The organism is Aequoribacter fuscus, from assembly GCF_009910365.1.
In the GTDB taxonomy this organism is placed as follows: domain Bacteria; phylum Pseudomonadota; class Gammaproteobacteria; order Pseudomonadales; family Halieaceae; genus Aequoribacter; species Aequoribacter fuscus.
Genome location: NZ_CP036423.1, coordinates 1,468,733 through 1,487,373 on the forward strand (window position 1 = coordinate 1,468,733; position 18,641 = coordinate 1,487,373).

The 18,641-nt window shown below is 50.9% G+C and carries 16 protein-coding genes and 1 tRNA gene; 9 read left to right on the forward strand and 8 right to left on the reverse strand.

Annotated features, from left to right (window positions below; genetic code table 11):
• Positions 1 to 4: 4 nt before the first annotated feature.
• Entirely contained in the window at positions 5 to 718 is a 714-nt protein-coding gene (locus tag EYZ66_RS06595) for a Crp/Fnr family transcriptional regulator (RefSeq protein ID WP_009575789.1), read from the forward strand.
• On the opposite strand, the gene arfB is transcribed toward EYZ66_RS06595, so the two are convergent.
• A complete protein-coding gene (gene arfB / locus EYZ66_RS06600) occupies positions 702 to 1,124 on the reverse strand; it encodes an alternative ribosome rescue aminoacyl-tRNA hydrolase ArfB (RefSeq protein WP_009575790.1) in 423 nt (140 codons plus the stop codon). The two genes, EYZ66_RS06595 and arfB, sit on opposite strands and share 17 nt — an antisense overlap.
• A gap of 173 nt (positions 1,125 to 1,297) precedes the next feature.
• Between arfB and EYZ66_RS06605 the strand changes: the two genes are divergently transcribed.
• Positions 1,298 to 2,485 (forward strand): DUF1214 domain-containing protein, encoded by a 1,188-nt coding sequence (locus EYZ66_RS06605; RefSeq protein ID WP_009575791.1) that lies wholly within the window; start codon positions 1,298 to 1,300, stop codon positions 2,483 to 2,485.
• Positions 2,482 to 3,732: a sulfotransferase family protein gene (locus tag EYZ66_RS06610; protein ID WP_009575792.1), complete on the forward strand. Its 1,251-nt coding sequence runs from the start codon at positions 2,482 to 2,484 to the stop codon at positions 3,730 to 3,732. The genes EYZ66_RS06605 and EYZ66_RS06610 overlap by 4 nt, the downstream gene beginning before the upstream one ends.
• An 18-nt stretch (positions 3,733 to 3,750) precedes the next feature.
• On the opposite strand, the gene EYZ66_RS06615 is transcribed toward EYZ66_RS06610, so the two are convergent.
• A complete protein-coding gene (locus tag EYZ66_RS06615) occupies positions 3,751 to 4,821 on the reverse strand; it encodes a phosphotransferase (RefSeq protein ID WP_009575793.1) in 1,071 nt (356 codons plus the stop codon).
• Positions 4,822 to 4,855: 34 nt separating this feature from the next.
• Entirely contained in the window at positions 4,856 to 6,019 is a 1,164-nt protein-coding gene (locus EYZ66_RS06620; RefSeq protein WP_009575794.1) for an Rv3169 family protein, read from the reverse strand.
• Between the two features lie 320 nt (positions 6,020 to 6,339).
• Here EYZ66_RS06620 and EYZ66_RS06625 point away from each other — a divergent pair, with 320 nt between their 5' ends.
• The 3 genes from EYZ66_RS06625 (at position 6,340) to EYZ66_RS06635 (ending at position 8,239) form a co-directional block, all read left to right on the forward strand.
• The gene (locus EYZ66_RS06625; protein ID WP_009576520.1) at positions 6,340 to 6,609 is read left to right on the forward strand and encodes a type II toxin-antitoxin system Phd/YefM family antitoxin; all 270 of its coding nucleotides are present in this window, start codon (positions 6,340 to 6,342) and stop codon (positions 6,607 to 6,609) included.
• On the forward strand, positions 6,610 to 6,909 hold the full coding sequence (locus tag EYZ66_RS06630) for a type II toxin-antitoxin system RelE/ParE family toxin (RefSeq protein ID WP_040817008.1): 300 nt from the start codon (positions 6,610 to 6,612) through the stop codon (positions 6,907 to 6,909).
• Between the two features lie 214 nt (positions 6,910 to 7,123).
• Positions 7,124 to 8,239, forward strand: coding sequence for a hypothetical protein (locus EYZ66_RS06635; RefSeq protein ID WP_009576522.1), 1,116 nt, complete (start codon positions 7,124 to 7,126; stop codon positions 8,237 to 8,239).
• A gap of 197 nt (positions 8,240 to 8,436) precedes the next feature.
• Here EYZ66_RS06635 and EYZ66_RS06640 read toward each other — a convergent pair whose 3' ends face one another.
• The 4 genes from EYZ66_RS06640 to rne all read right to left on the reverse strand — a co-directional run bounded on the left by EYZ66_RS06640 (position 8,437) and on the right by rne (position 15,404).
• Positions 8,437 to 11,154, reverse strand: coding sequence for an outer membrane protein OmpA (locus EYZ66_RS06640; RefSeq protein WP_009576523.1), 2,718 nt, complete (start codon positions 11,152 to 11,154; stop codon positions 8,437 to 8,439).
• A gap of 2 nt (positions 11,155 to 11,156) precedes the next feature.
• Positions 11,157 to 11,939, reverse strand: coding sequence for a hypothetical protein (locus tag EYZ66_RS06645; protein ID WP_009576524.1), 783 nt, complete (start codon positions 11,937 to 11,939; stop codon positions 11,157 to 11,159).
• 644 nt (positions 11,940 to 12,583) lie between these two features.
• Positions 12,584 to 12,671, reverse strand: a tRNA-Ser gene (locus tag EYZ66_RS06650).
• Positions 12,672 to 12,752: 81 nt separating this feature from the next.
• On the reverse strand, positions 12,753 to 15,404 hold the full coding sequence (rne, locus tag EYZ66_RS06655; protein WP_009575466.1) for a ribonuclease E: 2,652 nt from the start codon (positions 15,402 to 15,404) through the stop codon (positions 12,753 to 12,755).
• Between the two features lie 447 nt (positions 15,405 to 15,851).
• On the opposite strand from rne, the gene EYZ66_RS06660 reads away from it, so the two are divergent.
• Both EYZ66_RS06660 and EYZ66_RS06665 read left to right on the forward strand, forming a co-directional pair.
• On the forward strand, positions 15,852 to 16,817 hold the full coding sequence (locus tag EYZ66_RS06660; protein ID WP_009575465.1) for an RluA family pseudouridine synthase: 966 nt from the start codon (positions 15,852 to 15,854) through the stop codon (positions 16,815 to 16,817).
• Entirely contained in the window at positions 16,801 to 17,454 is a 654-nt protein-coding gene (locus EYZ66_RS06665) for an HAD family hydrolase (protein ID WP_009575464.1), read from the forward strand. Before EYZ66_RS06660 ends, EYZ66_RS06665 begins: the two co-directional genes overlap by 17 nt.
• A 10-nt stretch (positions 17,455 to 17,464) precedes the next feature.
• Here the strand turns inward: EYZ66_RS06665 and EYZ66_RS06670 are convergent, their stop codons facing one another.
• The gene (locus EYZ66_RS06670) at positions 17,465 to 18,073 is read right to left on the reverse strand and encodes a Maf family protein (RefSeq protein ID WP_050793396.1); all 609 of its coding nucleotides are present in this window, start codon (positions 18,071 to 18,073) and stop codon (positions 17,465 to 17,467) included.
• Between the two features lie 31 nt (positions 18,074 to 18,104).
• On the opposite strand from EYZ66_RS06670, the gene EYZ66_RS06675 reads away from it, so the two are divergent.
• A complete protein-coding gene (locus EYZ66_RS06675; RefSeq protein WP_009575462.1) occupies positions 18,105 to 18,629 on the forward strand; it encodes a YceD family protein in 525 nt (174 codons plus the stop codon).
• The last annotated feature ends 12 nt before the right edge of the window (positions 18,630 to 18,641 follow it).

An 18,641-nucleotide genomic window follows, 5' to 3' on the forward strand; every position in this document is an offset into this window, starting at 1 on the left:
GACTATGAATAACCCAGGACTTGCCAAATTTTTGCGCAGTGTTTCGGTTTTTTCAGAGCTTAGTGATGACCGCTGTGACGAGTTAATTTCGTGCAGTTCGGTCGAACGCTTTGATCGACGCACGGTAATACAGCGCAGTGGGGACCCCCATCATCATTTATACATTGTCATGACGGGCCGCTTAGAAATGGTCGCGCATTCGCCTTGGGGAGCCGAAATGACGATTGCCGTGTTCGGGCCTGGCAGCACCAGTAGCTGGGTGGCCTTATTTTTGGATAGCCCAGCTGAACGTACCCTAGTCGCGACCCCCGATACGCGTTTATTGGCGATACCCGCGATACAGTTGCGGGCGTTTCTGGAGCGGCAGCCGGCCCTGTACCCAAAAGTGCTAACGCTGGACGGCAAGCGTTTTCGAGCTCTACTTGATCTTACAGCCTTGGTGCTTAATCCAGTTCGTTCCCAGCGGTTAGCGACCTTGTTGCTTATGATTGCGGATGTCAGTGGCGATACCAGCGCGCAACCCAAAGTGCTGCTGACGCATCATCAGCTGCAACAGCTGGCAAACTGTTCTCGACAAGTGCTGCACCGATGTTTACGAGAGCTGCAACAGGACGGTCTGATCAAACAGGGTTATGGCAGCATCCAAATTCAGGATGTTGCGGCCTTAAGTGCTTATGCAAAGCAAGCCGCGGCGGGTGACGCTAATCGATTATCTTAGAGCGCATGGCTTTTGTGCGCCCATGTAACGTTTTGCTGTCTAGGCGTTTTTTTTGCGAGCTGCGCGTTGGCTTGGTGGCTTTTCTCGGTTTGTCTTGATGGCCCGCTTTAAGTATTAACTGGCGTAAACGAGCTAATGCGTCCTCTTTGTTTTGCTCTTGGGTGCGATGGCGCTGCGCTTTGATCACAACCACCCCATCTTTTGTTATGCGCTGATCTGACAATTTTAGCAAACCTTGCTTGTAGGGCTCGGGCAGGCTCGATTGGTGAATGTCAAAGGTCAGATGAATAGCCGACGAGACCTTGTTGACGTTCTGGCCACCAGCGCCCTGTGCACGGATGGCGTGGTAATCGATTTCGCTCATGGGAATCGCAATACTTTTCGTGATGGTAAGTGTAGCGCTCATGAAGGGTCCTTATCGTGAAGTCGATAGGCTACGGGATGTCGAGTACAAAATCGAGTTGATGACCTAAAAAGATTCATGATGCTGCATCTCTATTCGCCATAAGCCATTTGGCGGATGTGTCCAGTGGAGGTAATGGGTAGGTTTAGACTCAGTCTAATAATAACGGCGGTCCTATGTACGGTGATAACCAGAATGATGAGTTCCTTCGTGCGCAATGGCGTGAGTTTTGCGGTCAGTTAGCCGAGGCGGGCGACTTAGTCTTTCGAGACACGGCACCCAACAACGATATCGATAGAGCCAAGGGATTGCGACTACTCGCCAGAAATATCGCCCTTGGTTTGCAGTTTAAATTGGAAAATAACGACCCGGGCTGTCCCGAGCTGCTGCATTACTTTGATCCTGTCCGCAAGCAAGGAGGCGATAACACCGATGCCCTGTATCGTGGCGCACCGATCAATGGCGAATTTACTTATAAAATTACAGGTTACCGAGGTAGCGCCAAATATTTTGCGGTAACCGTGCTCGAGGACGGCAATACACCGTGGGGTGGTGGGGTGGTTGCGAGTTTAATGGCGGCTGATATAGACGTAGACGAGACCGGTTATTTCGAGATCATATTAAGTCCCCATGCGCACTCGGGGAATTGGATCAAGACAACGCCGGGGTCATGGCGCGTAACGTTTCGCGAGTTTTTTGCCGATTGGGCAAACGAGGCACCGATGGATGCGCGCATCGATATCCTAGATCATGAACCGCAAGACCAGATTCCCAGTCCCGCTTCTGTGGCCGCGGGTTTGATAGATGCCGCGAGGTGGGTTAAAGAGTCGACCGAGTACTGGGCCATGATGATTGCGCATTGGAAGAAGCGCCCACACCAGTTTATGTCGTATCGCCAACTTGAAGATAACGCGATCGACGCCACTCCCGGTGGCGAGCCACTAATCGCCTATTGGCAAGTGGCACAAAACGAAGCGCTGATTGTTAGAGTCAGACCACCCGAAGCCGATTACTGGGCAGTAGAGTTTGGTAATCATTGGTGGGAAACCATGGATTACCGCTATCGTTTGTGCAGCACAAACTGTCACCATGCCGTGCTCGAGGACTCGGGGGAACTTTTACTTGTGATATCACACGACGATCCCGGCGTTCCTAACTGGCTAGATCCCTCGGGTCACGAGGAGGGCTACATTACGGTGCGCTGGATGGGGGCGGCGCATTATCCGCAGCCTGTGTGCGAGAAGGTGGCCCGTAACAATTTAGAGGATCATTTGCCGCAAGGTCACAAGACAATCAGCAGCGAGCAGCGCATCGCGCAGCTGAGAGCGCGTCGCGCGGGTGTATTGAATAGGTTCAAAGTATGAGCACGAATAATCCGCTGTGGCACGCTCCACCGCATCCCCAATGGCTATCACAGGTTAACGACGAGGCTCGCTGCTTCGACTTACAAGCCGTTGTGCCTCTTGACGAAACATCACTGCTGGACCACGCCATAGCCAAAACGGGGCTTTCAGATTTTGGTGAAGACTCTTGGCGCGAGCCCTTTCAGGTGTATCTGAAATCTTTAGAATCTGAGGCACAGTTGACGCTGTTTGGGCGATTAATGGCGCGCAACGACTTGATTTTGTGGTTGTCGACCCGGCTTGAAGTGATGGATTGGCTCAAACGCTATCCCGAAATTGAAGACCAAGAAGTCAAAGCCCCAATGTTCATCGTGGGGCTGCCGCGGTCTGGGACCTCAATATTGTTTGAACTGCTAGCCCAAGATCCAGACGTTGGTGTGCCCTTGATGTGGGAGGCTTTGCAGCCCTGTCCGCCGCCCGAGACAGCGACGTACCGGAACGATTCGCGCATGGAATATGCCGACTCGGTATTCACCCAGTGGAACCGTGTGGCGCCCGAATTTGCCTCGATGCATGAGATGCGTGGCGATATCCCCGCGGAATGCGGGCTGATTATGGCGGGCAGTTTTATCAGCGACCACATCGGTTCGCTACATCAAACGCCTTCCTACGCCATGTGGTGTGCAGATGCTGATTATCTTCCGGCCTATCAATATCATCGTAAAGTGCTGCAAGTGTTGCAGTGGCGTAATCCCAGAGCCCGCTGGCTATTAAAGGCGCCCGAGCATCAAGTGCACTTGGAGGTATTGTTACAGGTTTATCCGGACGCTCGTATCGTGCAGACACACCGAGACCCCATTCAGTGCATGGCATCGACGACGAGTCTTATGGGCACCCTGTATCACATGCGCTCGGATCAGCCCTTTAATGCGGCGATGTTCGAGAACATTTTGATGGGAGAAGCGACAGCGCAACGCCTGGAAAAAGTCATGGATCAGCGCGATTCGGGGCTAGTGCCGCCGGCCAATATTGCCGATTCGCGCTATCAGGATCTAATTGAAGATCCACTCGCGAATATACAGCGCTTGTATCGACACTTTGACTTGGATTTAAGCGATACGGCCAAGACCGCTATGCAAGCTTATTTGGCGGCCAAACCGAAGGGTAAATTTGGTACGCATCGCTATCCGGTGCAGGCGGAGCATCTCAGTGCCAGACCGCTGTTCGAGCGTTATCAGACGCGGTATCAAGTGCCCAACGAGGCCTGAGCGTAGCGCCGCGTGCGGTCAGTCGTGCAGAAACTCGGTCGCGTTTAGATCCAAGCATTGCTGCAAGTGGCGCTTGATCATGGTGCTGAACATCTTGTCTCCGCGTTCGTCTGGCTGCGAAAAACAGGCCCCAAGAATCATGATCATGAGTCCGTGCATACTCTCACGGCGGTACTGTTCCCAGCAGTCTGCAGCGCTGATGTCTAGGCCATTGTGACGTAGCTGTTGGTGGTAGTGGGCGATCAGATCACGTTCCCAACGGCGTCGATCTTCGGTATCGACACTGCCCCCTAAAAAGTAAGCACAGTCTGTTAACGGGCCTGCGACACTGGGAGTTTGCCAGTCAACCGTTACCATTTCGGTTTCGCCAAACAGCATGTTTTCGCAACGAAAATCACAATGAGCGAGAGTGTAGGGTGCCTCACGGCCCGATACGAACTGTGCGTGTCTGGGTACATAGTAATCGCCAAAGGCAATCGCCTCGGCGCTTAGGCCGCTGCCAAAACGCTCTAAAAATTTAGGCCAGTACTCGATCAGAAGCGCCTGGCCGAAGGCTCCGCCGTCATCTCTTGCCGCATGAACCACAAAGTCGGTATTGAGAATGCTATCCGACCCATAGAAACTGGCAGCGAGTTTCGCCGCCTGGTCGAGCGCCATCTCAGCGTGTGGGCGGGATTCGCCAACTAAGTTGGAACCGGCTCGGTAGGAGGAAAGATCTTCCATTAAGAGCAAGAACTGCAACTTATCGTCGCTGACGCCGCTGAAATAGATTTTGGGTAGGCGCATTGGCGTATGCTGGGCAAATCGCTCATAGAAACTCACCTCGGCATAGTAGGCACCTTGTAAACCCGCCATCGCGCGGGTCTGCTCATCACGAGCCGAAAATTTGCCGACTAACGATTTTGGTGCACTATTCGTGTTGCCACTGTAGGTGATATCCAATACGACGTTGCTGCCCAATTTGCCAGTGCCGATGGTTCTATGCGTGACACTGATTACGGTCTCGGAATTTAATAAACCTTGGGCTTGTAATAATTCGGTGAGCCATTCGGGGCTCAGGTCCTCAGCTTGTGTCGGGAAATGTATCATAGCGATTCGTTCTTATTCTGAGCGTCCAAGTATTTCATAGCATGGGTTCGTCGCCGCTTAATCCAAATTCTGGCCAGGCGCCGTGAATGTGGGTTTGGCAATTGCCGTAGCCTATGGCTCCCTGCTCTGGGTCGGTGACTTTGATAATACAGTCTCTAAATTGGCCGTAACGCTTAATCGTGTCAAGGTCTGATGTGTCTGCCACGTAATCACCGTCTAAGTGAAACTCTCCGCGCCAACTGCCATGGTATTTGCCGTCGCCGCCATGGTAGTGCCCAGCCCCTAGGTAAAAACCCAGATCGCCGACCGATTCGAACTCCAGTGTTCGCGTGCAGCCGTCGGCCAGTCCCAATTTAAACGAGCCGCTTTTCAGCCGCTTAGTTGGGGACTCAAAATTCAGAATTGGCTCTAGATGTATAACTTTACTGTCTTGTCCGTTGAGAGTCTCGAAACCACCTTGAATGCGCTCTTGCTTGAAGCCGCCTCCCGCGAACGCTAAGTAGTAGTGATGAAAGGCATAATGGCTACCGTCGGCTCGTGTAAAGACGATTGGGTTCCAGATGGCAAGGACTTGCGGAATTAAGTGGTGGATGTCGGGCTCCAAATCGCTTGCGGGTACACCCACCATCGGTCTAACGCCCCACGAGTGATCGCGAGTGCAAATCCAATCGTTTGAATCGATGACGTGTCGCTCACCGTTAATGCTAAGCCAACCCCTAGCAGTACCTGATTGGTGGTATCGAATTTGATCGGTTGCGCGTCTGAATCCGTGCATGTCGCGGCGGTCTTCCCGATCTTCCACAACACAAGCTGCGACATGCTCGAACACAATATCAAAGGCGATGGGTTGTGCGTCATTGGGCTCTAAAAAAATCCGGATTTTCTTAAGAGGTTCTACAATTTCGTAACCCATCGGGCCGACGTTAATGCTATCTGGGTCGGTGTGCAATGCTCGGCTACCGCGCACGGTCCACTGCGCTTTGCCCTGTGCAATGCCAGCATAGGCGTCTACCACGTTGCGGTTGGTGTATTTTCCGAAGCCAAACGCTATCTGCAGGCTACCGTCTTTGGCGGCCGCCATACCGCAAATTTTTTCTGTCCAAGCTGGGTCACTTTGCCCAACGCTTGCGAAGGTGTCGACGATCTGATGGTTAAAATACTCATCGCTGGGAAGTAGCGGGGCGATTGAACCTGACATTGGCTATCCTTGGGTGTTTTATTTATACCCTGAGATTGCCGCTGAATGGATGCAAATGCATCCGCTATTTGGCTTATGTGCGCCCTAAAACAAAAAAAGCACCCCGAAGGATGCTTTTCTTGTTTGGCGGTGGGCCAGGGATTTAGTTGAGTCAACTACCTTGGTCGTACGGCTTCAGTGCCTGGTATCTGGGTTGATAGGTCAAATTCAATTAAGATCTAGTCACAAGAAGAACTCCGTTTGGTCGGGCGAAACGTCTCTTGACAGCACCTATTAACTGGTGCTATCAATGGTGCCAAGCAGTCGTCTAGGTAATCATTATGCAAGTGAAATTTTCCGAGGATGTCATTCCTCTATCAGATCTGAAAGTTAATCCCGGAAAGGTGGTTAGTCGAGCGCAAGATACGCATCGCCCAATACTGCTCACCAGTCGAGGTCGAGGCATCGCTGTTGTCCAAGGACTTGAGGATTATGAGAGAACTGCCGAGGAACTGCGGTTTGTAAAAGCGGTGGCGCAGGGGCTTTTGGATGTTCGTGAAGGTAACACCGTATCGTTGGAGGATGCCAAAACAACCTTAGGTATCGAGTAAATGGAATTACGCATTGCACTGTCTGCTCTTCAAGACTTACAGACGATTCAGAAGTATTATAGAGAGCAAGGTGTGCCACATATTGGTCATGATTTCATGTCTGCAATCCTGGAACATTGCGAAATTCTCAAAAGTCACCCGGATCTAGGCCGCATTGTTCCTGAATTCAATCAAGATCATATTCGCGAATTGATTCACGCGCCATTCCGGGCTGTTTACCTTAGACAGCCTAACGAGGTTGTACTCATAAGAGTCTGGCGAAGTGAAAGGCAACTTGAACTGCCAGGAAACGAAACATGACGAAGCCATGCACTATATGGGAAAACCCCCGCTTTGCCAGGGCTTTATCATCGATTATAGCCAGCAATATGCCGATTGAGGTTTAGCAGCACTAAAAAGATCGTTATTAGATCACGTCTAATGTTGTACTGCCGGGCAATTGAGAAGTCTCGTCACCAGCCTTAAAAAGGTATATCTTGAAAATCACAGACGCACATCCTCTCTAGGAATCTCAATGGATGATTTTTCCCCAGGTGAAACTGGGACTTGGCCCCTACGTTCTAATTCGAATGCTTTACGCAGGATTAATAGATCTGATGGCAAAGAACACTTTTTTGAGCGCATAATTTCTTTGAAATATATAAGATCGCGTAGACGGGAAGACGCTAGCATCTCAAATCCGAGAGTAGTGGAAATAATCTCTTTTAATCTATATCAGGGTTTTATATGCGAGGTTTACCCAGGTGGTTATATCCCATACAAAACGCCTATCTCTTCAATACTGAGCGCAGAAGACATTCGGAGTGGGTCTTCCATATCCGACATCGAGGATTACCTGCTCCGACGATATTACGAAATTGAGGGGAATACATGGGAAAAGGATGTCGCGCTCAAAAACTATCGATACCAAGAATATATTGATGACAGATCTAGGCAGCTCATTAGGGGGGATGGTTTTAATGACCCCAAATATGATGCTTCAGTTGAACCCACAGACCTCGTCCCACCCGCAGAGATTAATATAATTTATAACCAAAGAGGTTGCCGCGTGTCAGCGCAGATGCTCGTGAAAGACTACAAACAAGACGGCACGCATTTTTACGGCGACGTCAGGGAAACAGGTTTGCGAACATCGATGGCAATGAGTTTGTGGTTTGATAATTTAGAATCGGTAAGCGACGCGCAAGGGAATACGATATCTTGCTTGTTGGAATATCTTAATCAGTATTATGCCAATTCGCCAATCGGGGTCGGCAAGTTTCTCAAAGAAAGTTACCGTAATGTTATTAAGGTTATATTGTTCGTAGGTGTGCGGAAGAGTTTTACTCGCCAAAAAAAGCTAGTTCTGTACAGTTACGTTCAAGATGTTTTCAGGCGGCATCTGGTGATTGACATGCATGATTATTATTTCAGTAAGTATGAGGTTTCTATTCCAAAAAATTTACGTTCTTTCAAAGTGGCGCTAAAGCGAGCATTTGTTGAGGTTGAGGATCAGGCTGCACTGATATCATGTTTGATCGACATAATTAGTGTCCCCCGTAAGCTCGACGATGAAGCTAAACTCACCCACGAGTACTTACGCAAAATAAAAGCGTTACAGGATGCACCTGTTGCTGAGAGTGTTTCGTGACGGCTCAGAGGGTTTGTCCCGGATACAGAGTCGGCGTTCGATTCGAAGTGTGTGAGCGCGTATGGCAATGGGTGAGTGATTTCAAAAAGCTACTAGTCACTGTGTCTGGGATTGCTCGTCCTCAACGCAGATCGTCAAAGATCGCCGGCCCGCTCACGAACGTTCACGTCACGCGCCCCCACGAGTTGATTCGGGTGTTAGGGGCCATCGTAGGTGTCAGGTAAATTGAACACGGTAATGTAATATTTTTTGTGTTCACCTGTTGTCAGTTTAAAAACTATCGTGGTTTCATTGATCAGCACCAATACGTATGGGAGGCTTGGTTCACTCGATAGTAATGTTGGGACCTCAGGTTTTATTAACCGGTGAGTTTCAGTTTGAGCCCCTAAGTCCATGATAGACCAGTTAGCACTGGCGACTTTGAAGGTGTAAGTGCCAGGTGTAAGCTTCATTACCAATTGATAGGTTCCATCATCTAATTCGTCAAATGTGTCACTGACTCCCCAGTCGTTCATGTCCCCGCGAAGCAGCACAGGTTTAACCATCGTTATCGCAGACGTATTGGCTTTCATTGGTGAAGCTAATAGCACTGGTTCTGGCTCAGCTCCGACCGGTATATCGTCGGACTTGTCTGGATCTAGAGGGAACAGATCATCAACATCATTCACGCCATCGGCGTCTGTATCAGCCTCAAGCGGCGACGTACCTAATGTCTCCTCTTGCTCATCCGATAAGCCATCCTCATCTGAGTCGCGTATTCCCCATAGCGAGAGAGGTGCACCAGAAGCTTTGGCATACATAGAGAAATGATCATGATTGAGTGATTCTGTGCCTTCCTGAGGTTTCCAGGTGGGATTGACATCTCCCAGCAGAATCGCAGCAAAGTTCACTTCTGTTTTGTCAGGATAAGTCAATAAGTAAGCTTTTGAAGCGTCAAACACATTGGATTTATCACCGTGTGTTGACCAAAGCGATTGCGCGTCTGCAACTAATTTCCATGACGGCTCTAGCGCATCGCTCAAGCCTACAGCGACTTTAAGAATAGCGAGTGCATCAGCTGAGGTCACACGACCATCTTGGTTCATATCTGCCGAGATAAGCTGGTATGGCGATACAGCCAGAGCCTCGAGCGGCCCATCACCGTCTGGATCTGAGTTAGGGTTTAATCCAACCGCGATTTTCAATGCAGCCAGAGCATCTGCTGAGGTGATGGTGCGGTTAATATCAGCGTCAGTAACAGCTTGTGACGCGGAGAGCTCGTAGTTACCTTCGGGAGTATCTTCAAATCTATACCGTCCTTGAGCGTTTGTTGCTGATTTAACTTCAGCATCAGAGATACGATGTATTTCTGCGGCGTTCATTAAAGAATGTTGAGACCAGTGGTACACGATGCCATTAAGATCATCATACAACGGTTTAAAGTCAGTGGCGTCAAGGGGGTCAGTACCTTTTTCAAGCTCGTAGGCATCGCTGTAGCCATCATTATCATCATCAAGGTCAGTGTTGTTGCCTATGCCGTCATTGTCGGTATCAATACTTTCCGCAGCGTCCAGCGGAAATGCGTCTTCTATGTCATTCACCCCGTCCTGATCATTATCGAACAAAATCTCGGGAGCATCGTTCGCGCCTGTTCCCCAGCACGTAACGCCGGTGCTGGTTAATACACAAGCCATTGTTGTTGTAAGTGCCAGAGTGCCTATGCGAGCGTTTAACAGTGGTGGTGTAAGGATGTCAAAAGAGCTCGAGCCGCCGCAGGCTAAACCATAACCGTATTCGTGTGAGCAGTAATTGTAACTTCCAACTGTGAGATTATTTATATTAGTTTCAGATGTTACATCGTAATAAATATCTTTCCCGATCCCATAGCAAGATGTTGAACCCGTGGAGTCTTCCGAGCAAACGAAATCGTTGGCAGCGTGAACATCGGTATAAGATCCTGACAAGTCACTAGGGATTTGCTCCGAGCCCGTGGATCCAAAGCAAGAAATTCCTCCGCTGTGCAAGACACAACTATGGTCCCATCCAGACACAATTTTTTTTGCTCCCGAGAAGGTTAGTGGATTCATGTAATACTTACCGCCCCAGCAAGTGATGGAGTCATCTTCCAAAAGTGCACAAGAGTATCGGTTAGCGCTGGTTAATTGCTTTACTTTGTCCAGATTTTCTGGGGGAGATGCTTGTCCATACGCATTATCACCCCAGCATGAGACAGTGTCGCTCAGAGTAATACCGCAACCGTGTCGCTCACCTAAAGAAATTTGTTTAAAAGCGGTTGAGGTGGGCGGTTGTATCTGGCCGTATGAATTACTACCCCAGCAACGTGGAATTCTTTCTCCGTCAAGTAGGCAGATGGATGCGCTTTGATTATCGGTGGAGAAAACATACTCGGGGCGCGTGGGGGAGCGACCTAATAGAATTTCATCTGCGTCCGTGATCGCGTCGTTGTCGTCGTCATCGTCTGCTACGTCACCAATCCCGTCATCGTCGTTATCGGAATGTTCTAGTGGATCGATTGGAAATGCGTCTAAATTATCTGCGTAGCCATCTCCATCATCATCTAGGTCAGCGTTGTTACCTGTGCCATCGCCATCGGTGTCGACCGTCTCAGCTGGATCTAACGGGAAGGCGTCTTCACTATCTGCAACACCATCGTTGTCATCATCTGCATCTGCACGCATACCTGAGTCAATACATGCTTGATCACAATTATTGGGCGCACCATCTGCGTCCGTATCAGTTAAATTACCGATGGGCGCATTTGGAAACTGATCTTTGTTATCCGCTATCAAGTCCCCGTCAAGATCACTCGCCCAGACGCTTTCTCCTAATCTGCCTTCTCCCAGAACAAATGCTTCTTGGGCGTTTGCTGAGTATGCATGAAGCAAGCCGACAAAGATGAGAAAGATAGCTCGCATTATTACGGAAGCTGCTGCAGGCGAACGGGATAAGCTGCATTCAGTATTTCAGGGGCTGGCGTATACTCAACCATCAACCAAGCATTCTTTACTTCCGTCTTGGCTTCGCACCCTAGAGACCCAATATAGTAATCGGGGTAACTCCCATAACCGCTTTTTTTTCTGGATTGGGCCAATATTTCTTGTCTTGACCCCGACGTGACGGGAACGTAAAGAATGCCCTCAATCTCATGCAGTATGCTGTTACTAGCAAATGCTTGCCCAGAACAGTCAGACGAATGATAGTACAGATAAGTTGAACCCCACGAGGTCAGTATAATCCGCTGGTCTGCGACTGAATTTACTATCATAGCCGAGATCTCTGATTCTCCAGCCGTAACAATAAATTGGGTTGTGCCTCCGGCAGTTGCGGACACTTTGCTTAACACCACATCATTTGCGTCCATCAATACAATGTCACCTGAAGGGATTTGATTTAGATGTACTTCGCCTAACACTCCGCCTTCAGGATATACCACGACCGTACCTTCACCAGCCAAGACACCAGAGCTACCATCAGCACAGGTTATGACGACAGAGCTTCCATCTTGAGTTACTGAGCAGCCGCCAAAATCTTCAATGGCAACGATTCTGCGATTTAAGTTATCAAAGTTGTTGTTAATGTCGTTAGCGTCAGCAATGTCTCCGTTGGAAAAGCTAACTAGAGGTGGGAGTTCTTGCGCGGATACTGGTGTAGTAAGAAACAGTACGAATACTAGCAACGACGTGTAAGGGTCTAGCCTCATGAGGATAACTCCCTGCTTTGTTTTTCAAAAAATCAAACTATTTTTCCTAATCTTTACGATATCACTTATTTCTCGGATTACAACTTCGGATAATTGAAAATTTGATAAATAAGTCAGCAATAGCGAATGCTACCTGTGACCAATTATTCGATGCATTAGTCTCCTGAGTATATTTGAAGCCTTTATTTCATGGTTGGTTAAAGGTGTGACCTTTGTGGGCGTTTCTGCCAGTGTTCTGTTGAGTCGCGCGATAAGGATCATGGCGTAAGATTCTGTATGCACCGTCTTCCAGAATTTAGCAAACGATAGGTAGGTGGTAGGAGAGGCGTGAAGTGTGGTGGTGGGGCAGTTGCGCGATGTTGGTAGGGGATGTTTTGGCGTACTAACCGATAAAGCTCGGTTAGTACGCCAAAGATGGCGGTGGGCCCGGGATTGATTCGATCCGCGTTGCCTCCGCGGCTCTCACCCTACGGGCGCCGTCGCTTCGCTCCTGCGTCCACATCGCTGACGCGATATGTCGAACCCCTGCGGGGCTGACGTACAGGATGTACTAATGCCGCGGAGCACAGGACGTGCGAGAGCGGCCTCATCTGCCGCCCCAGCCCCAAAACAAAAAAAGCACCCCGAAGGATGCTTTTCTTGTTTGGCGGTGGGCCAGGGATTCGAACCCCGGGAACCTCTCGGTTCAACGGTTTTCAAGACCGCCGCTTTCGACCACTCAGCCAGCCCACCTAAACTGTTTGAGGAGCGTCGCTCCTCGAAAGACCGCGATTATACCGAGATCAGAGTCCGATACAAGACGCAGAATTAAATTTAAGCAGATTCTCTTTCCTCATTGCTTGTTGCTGCGCCGCGTGGGTCGTTTTGCGCTCGCGGTATGTCACGAGGAATATACTGCAATGCAGGTTGCTGCTCGCCAAAGATCTGTAAGTGCGAGGTCTGAATCGCCGGTAACTCTGCTGGTTTGGGCTGTACTCGCGGATCGTTGATGGCGCGACCATCGGCGGTGAGGCCTGTCGGTGCAGGTTGTTCTTCCGCCACTTGCTCGACAACAACAACTGATTCAACAGCGGCGATTTCCTCTGCCACAGCAGACGCCTCTGAGGTGTTGCTGAGATCTGTTGATTCAGCAGCGGCGTCGTCAGTCACACGCGTCTCTGTTTCTTGTTTGACGGTTTCTGCGACTACTGGCTCAGTGGTCGTGTCTTCGTCACGGGCTGTCAGTTGTGCTGTGCTTTCTGAGACGCCAGCGTCCACAGCGTCTCCGGGAGCAGTTTGCGCCTTAGCTGCGACGGTATCAGTGTTGGTTTGCTCTGCACTGGATACGATTTCGGCGGCTTCTTGCGCTTCTGGGTTTACAGGTTTTGGCGCTTCATTGGACGCAACTTCTGTTTGCGCAGCTGCTACAGCCTGCAGAGCTTCGTCTGCGATTTGGTCACGATTTGCGCGTTCACGAGTCGGTGCGCGGCGCTGATTACGAGGTCGACGTTTGGGCTTATCTTCACGCGCTGTCTCGACGATATCGGTGGACACCTCGGTGTTCGTTTGCTGCTCGCTCTCGGTCTGGTTGTTGGCACGTGACTTATTGGGGCGACGACGACGTCGTTTGTTGCCACCCTCGTTGTTCGTGCCGCGCTCGTTATTGCGCTGCTCGTTGCGATTCTCGTTCGGCTTGCGGCGATTTGAGGTCTCTTCGTCGCGCTTGCCTTTTTTCTCAGCAGGTTTGGCTTTCTTTGGTTCACCGAACAGTGCGTGAACAATTTTCTGCCACAAAGACTTGGGCTTTTTATGCTGTTTTTTGCGGTTGTCTCTGCGCGGTTGCTTAGCTTCGAGCTTTTTATCGACCTTGGGCGCAGGAGCGGGCGCCTGAGTTGGCGCAATTGATTTAACCGCTGCTTCAGGTGCTTTAGCCTTGGCGTCTTCGACTTTAAATAGGTCGGTATCTGGAACGGCGACATCGACTTTATAGCTCACTTCGCGCGTGCCACTGACTTCATCGTCTCGCAGTCGCTGTACGTCAAAATGTGGTGTTTCCATATTGGGATTTGGAATCACTAAAACGCGTACGCGGGCGTTTGCTTCAATGGTCGCCAAGGCGATGCGTTTTTCGTTCAGTAGATACGCGGCGACGTCTAGGGGTACATGCGCGCGAACTTCGGCCGTGCGATCTTTAATGGCTTCTTCTTCAAGCAAGCGAAGGATGGATAGCGCCAGCGATTTTGTATCGCGAATGATGCCTTGGCCGGTACAGCGGGGGCAGACAATAGCACTGGTTTCACCCAGCGAGGGACGCAAGCGTTGCCGCGACATTTCCAATAAACCAAAGCGTGAAATTTTACCGACTTGAACGCGCGCTCGATCGATGGCGAGTGCGTCGCGTATGCGGTTTTCCACTAGACGTTGGTTTTTTGAGGCCAGCATGTCAATGAAATCGATAACGACCAAACCACCCATGTCGCGAAGACGCAACTGTCGAGCAATTTCATCGGCCGCCTCTAGATTGGTTTGTAGCGCGGTCTCTTCGATGTCTCCACCGCGAGTCGCTTTGGCCGAGTTAATATCGATCGAGACAAGGGCCTCGGTTGGGTCGATGACAATCGAACCGCCGGAGGGTAGTCGCACTTCTCGTTGGAAGGCGGTTTCGATCTGTGCCTCAATTTGAAAGCGGTTGAACATTGGGATTGGATCTTCATACAGCTTGATTCGATCGCGGTACTGCGGCATGACCAATCCCACGAAGTCGCTCGCTTCGCGGTGTGCCTCGGTTGAGTCGATTAGAACTTGGTCAATGTCGTCGCGCAAATAGTCGCGGACTGCTCGCACGATCACGTTGCTCTCTTGGAACAACAGGGTGGGCGCACGGAATTCATCGGCCGCTTTGGTGATGGCTTCCCACAACTGTACGAGATAGTTCAGATCCCACTGCAACTCTTCTGAGCTGCGGCCAACGCCGGCCGTGCGCACAATAACGCCCATGCCGTCTGGGATGACCAATTCGTTAATGGCGTCACGAAGCTGCGAGCGGTCATCGCCCTCGATGCGACGCGAAATGCCACCGGCTTTGGGGTTGTTGGGCATTAGCACCATGTAGCGACCCGCAAGGCTGATGTAGCTGGTAATGGCCGCGCCTTTATTGCCACGCTCTTCTTTGTCGACTTGAATGATGATTTCGGTGCCTTCTTTCACCAAGTCTTTAATTTTGCTGCTGTCGCCCGCTTTACCTTTTTTGCTGTAGTACTCGGGTGCAATTTCTTTCAGGGGCAGAAAGCCGTGTCGCTCGGCGCCAAAGTCGACAAATGCGGCCTCGAGACTGGGCTCGACGCGGGTAATTTTACCTTTGTAGATGTTGGCTTTTTTCTGGGTTCGGGTGCGATTTTCAATATCGAGATCGTAGAGGCGTTGGCCGTCTACTAGGGCAACGCGCAGCTCTTCGGGCTGAGTTGCGTTGATTAACATTTTTTTCATGGACGTTTTCACTCTAGGTGCGACGTCCGGCGAAGCGCTGCAATTGTCAACAACATCAGAGGGTACACGAGCTTAGTGATCGTGTGTTTGTGCACGTATTTCCGCCGCTTACAGCGGGGGATGGGGCTCTTGTACCCAAGCTGCTCGGTAATGCCGGCAACTCTCTCTCGTATCGTTTAGAGTTTCTAAACGTTCGATCAAACCTGTAATCTTCACCGGCCATTCGCGCGGTTACTGTTTAGCTCGGTCAGGCCCCTTGCCTGGACCGAATTCCGCCGTGTGCGGATTCCTGCGAGGCGGCGGCGCGGTTTTCTGTCTGTATTCATTCGCCTATATGCGCCGCGGCGTTTATACTGCGCTTATTCGCAGTGTGTGATCGCTGAGTCGGGCACTCGCAGTGCGCGAAGACTAACAGGAAACTGCCGATTCATCAATGATTTAATCTCTATGCCTCAAGAAAACAATCAGGCCCCAAAGCTCCACGTTGTCTACCATCAAATCGATGCTGACGAAGCGGGTCAGCGCTTGGACAACTTTTTGCTGCGCTGGTTTGCACAAGTGCCCAAATCGCGCGTTTATAAAGCAATACGGGGCGGGGAAGTGCGCGTCAATAAAGGGCGCGCGAACGCAATGTACAAGCTCTTAGAAGGCGATGACATTCGTATCCCCCCGCTCGGCGAACGCGCCCTTCAAATGGAGGGGGCTTTAGTGGCTAAGCATTGGTTAGATAGCGTAGAGCGTGGGGTGCTGTATGAAGATGCTGACTTCATGATTATAAACAAGCCTTCAGGCCTGGCAGTGCACGGCGGGAGTGGCTTGAAGTACGGTTTGATAGAAGTCCTGCGGCAGTTGCGTCCCGAGGCGCGCCGCTTGGAGTTGGTTCACCGACTCGACCGAGATACGTCGGGATGCATCATGATCGCAAAGAAAAACAGCGCGCTGCGACACTTGCACGCGCTGCTGCGCGATCGTAAATTGACCAAGCGTTATCATGCTTTGGTGTTCGGCAAATGGCCTAGAGCGCAGAGACTGGTGGACGCGCCCTTGAAGAAATTCGCTTTGGCCTCCGGCGAGCGTATCGTGCGGGTGAATGAAGAGGGGCAAAAAGCAAAGACGGAATTTGCAACGCTTAATCGCTATCCTGGTCTGACTTTGGTCGAAGCGAAACCCATTACTGGGCGAACCCATCAAATTCGGGTGCATGCTGCGCACCTCGGTCACTGTTTGTTGGGTGATGATAAATATGCGCACGAGGCAGCTCAGGAGCTTGCAGCAAGCGTCGGATTGAAGCGTCTGTTTTTGCATGCAGCAAGTCTTGAGTTAGTTGCGCCCTCTGGGAAGTCACTTACTGTGAGTGCTCCCTACGATCAGGAATTAAACGAGGTGCTAGAACGCTGTGTTAGTCGTATTTGATTGGGATGGCACCTTGTGTGATTCGGTGCTTCGTATTGTACTGGCAATGCAGGCTGCGGCAGCAGATTGCGCCGTCGAAGTACCCCCAGACAAGGACGTTAGGCATATTATCGGGCTCGGCCTGCCTCAAGCGATGGAGGTTTTATTTCCCGAGGCACCTGACAAGCACCTAGAATTAGCCAAGGCCTATTCTCGACATTTTAGTGAATCACAAGCGCTTCCTGATGTGTCCTTGTTTACCGGTGTTGAGGATGTTTTGGCAGAGCTAAAAGAAGCGGGTGCCACGCTCGCCGTTGCGACCGGCAAGAGCCGTCGGGGCTTGAACCGGGTGTTATCGGAGCTTGGTATGCAGGCCCTGTTCGCGCACACGCGCTGCGCTGACGAAACGCGTTCAAAACCACATCCCTTAATGCTTCAAGAGCTGCTTGATGAGGCTTGGATGACGGTAGAGCAGGCCGTTATGGTGGGTGATTCGATCTATGACTTGGCCATGGCAGAGCAAGCGGGGATGGCCTCGATTGGTGTGACCTATGGCGTTCACACCCGCGAGCAACTGTTGCCACATCAGCCCTTGGCGGTGGTGGACGACGTTGGTGGGCTAAGATCTGCCTTGGAGGTCTGGCGGCGGAGTTTATGAGGCCTTAAGCTCAGTTCATCAAGTTGGCTTCGCGCAACATTGAACAAACACTAATGAGTGGTAGGCCCTCAAGTGCAGTGGGATCGGTTGAGCTCACTTCGGTAAATAAGCTGATACCCAGTCCTTCGACTTTGAATGCGCCTGCGCAATCCAGTGCGGGCTCTGCCGCAACGTAGCTTGCTATCTCCCGATCGCTGAGCTCTCTGAACGTCACCCGCGTGTCCACGGTATGCGAGTAACAGAGACTCAACGTACGGTTCGATAAACATACGGCAGTGTGAAAAGAGACGGTTGATCCAGAGCACGCGCTAAGCTGTTGTATTGCCATATCATGGGTGCCAGGCTTGCCGAGAGTGCGCTCATGGCAAGCGAGCACCTGATCGGAACCGAGTACCCAGGCATCAGCGGGCGCTAAAGGCGTTTGTGCTTTGGCTATTGCCAGTCGCAAAGCGAGCGCTCGCGGGTCTTCGTTTGCGCCTGGTGTCTCATCAACGCCCGGGTCAAGGGTCTCAAAAGTGAGCGATAGTCGGGCTAAAAGTTGGGCTCGATAACGAGATGTTGAGGCCAGCACTAACTTTTTCGCTGTGCCGAGGGTTAGACGTTCGTTTTCCTTTGACAAATCGTAGGTCACTCCCTATCATGCGCGCCCTATGAAACAGGGCCCATTGCCGAAATGCTTTGACGCGCGTAAAGCCTGTGTAAAAGAGCTTGAGCTGAGCGGTGTAGTTAAGGCAAGCGCTTTATCCAGATTAGCGAGCGTTGTGAGCTGCGAAGATACCACGATTAGCGCTTCATTGCGCTTCTTGCGTGACGAACAGCGCAGGTTCGTGGTCAGTGTCGATGTGGCGGGTGATGTTGGCGTGCGGTGTGAACGGTGTTTAGACATCATGCCTTTGGCGGTAGAAGCACACAGTACACTGATGCTGTGCAGCTCTGACGAGCAAGCACAACAATGTCCTAATCAGTACGAGCCTTTGGTGTATACTGGTGACGAATTGGACCTGTATGAAGTTATTGAAGAGGAGTTGTTGCTGGGATTGCCCGTAGCGCCGATGCATGAAGCCATGTGTATCGATGCGTTGCCGGAATTAGAAGCAACACCCATAGTAGAAGATCGGAAGCCAAACCCTTTTGCGGTGTTGGCCAATTTAACAAACGACTCCAACGAGTCGTAAACCACAACAGGG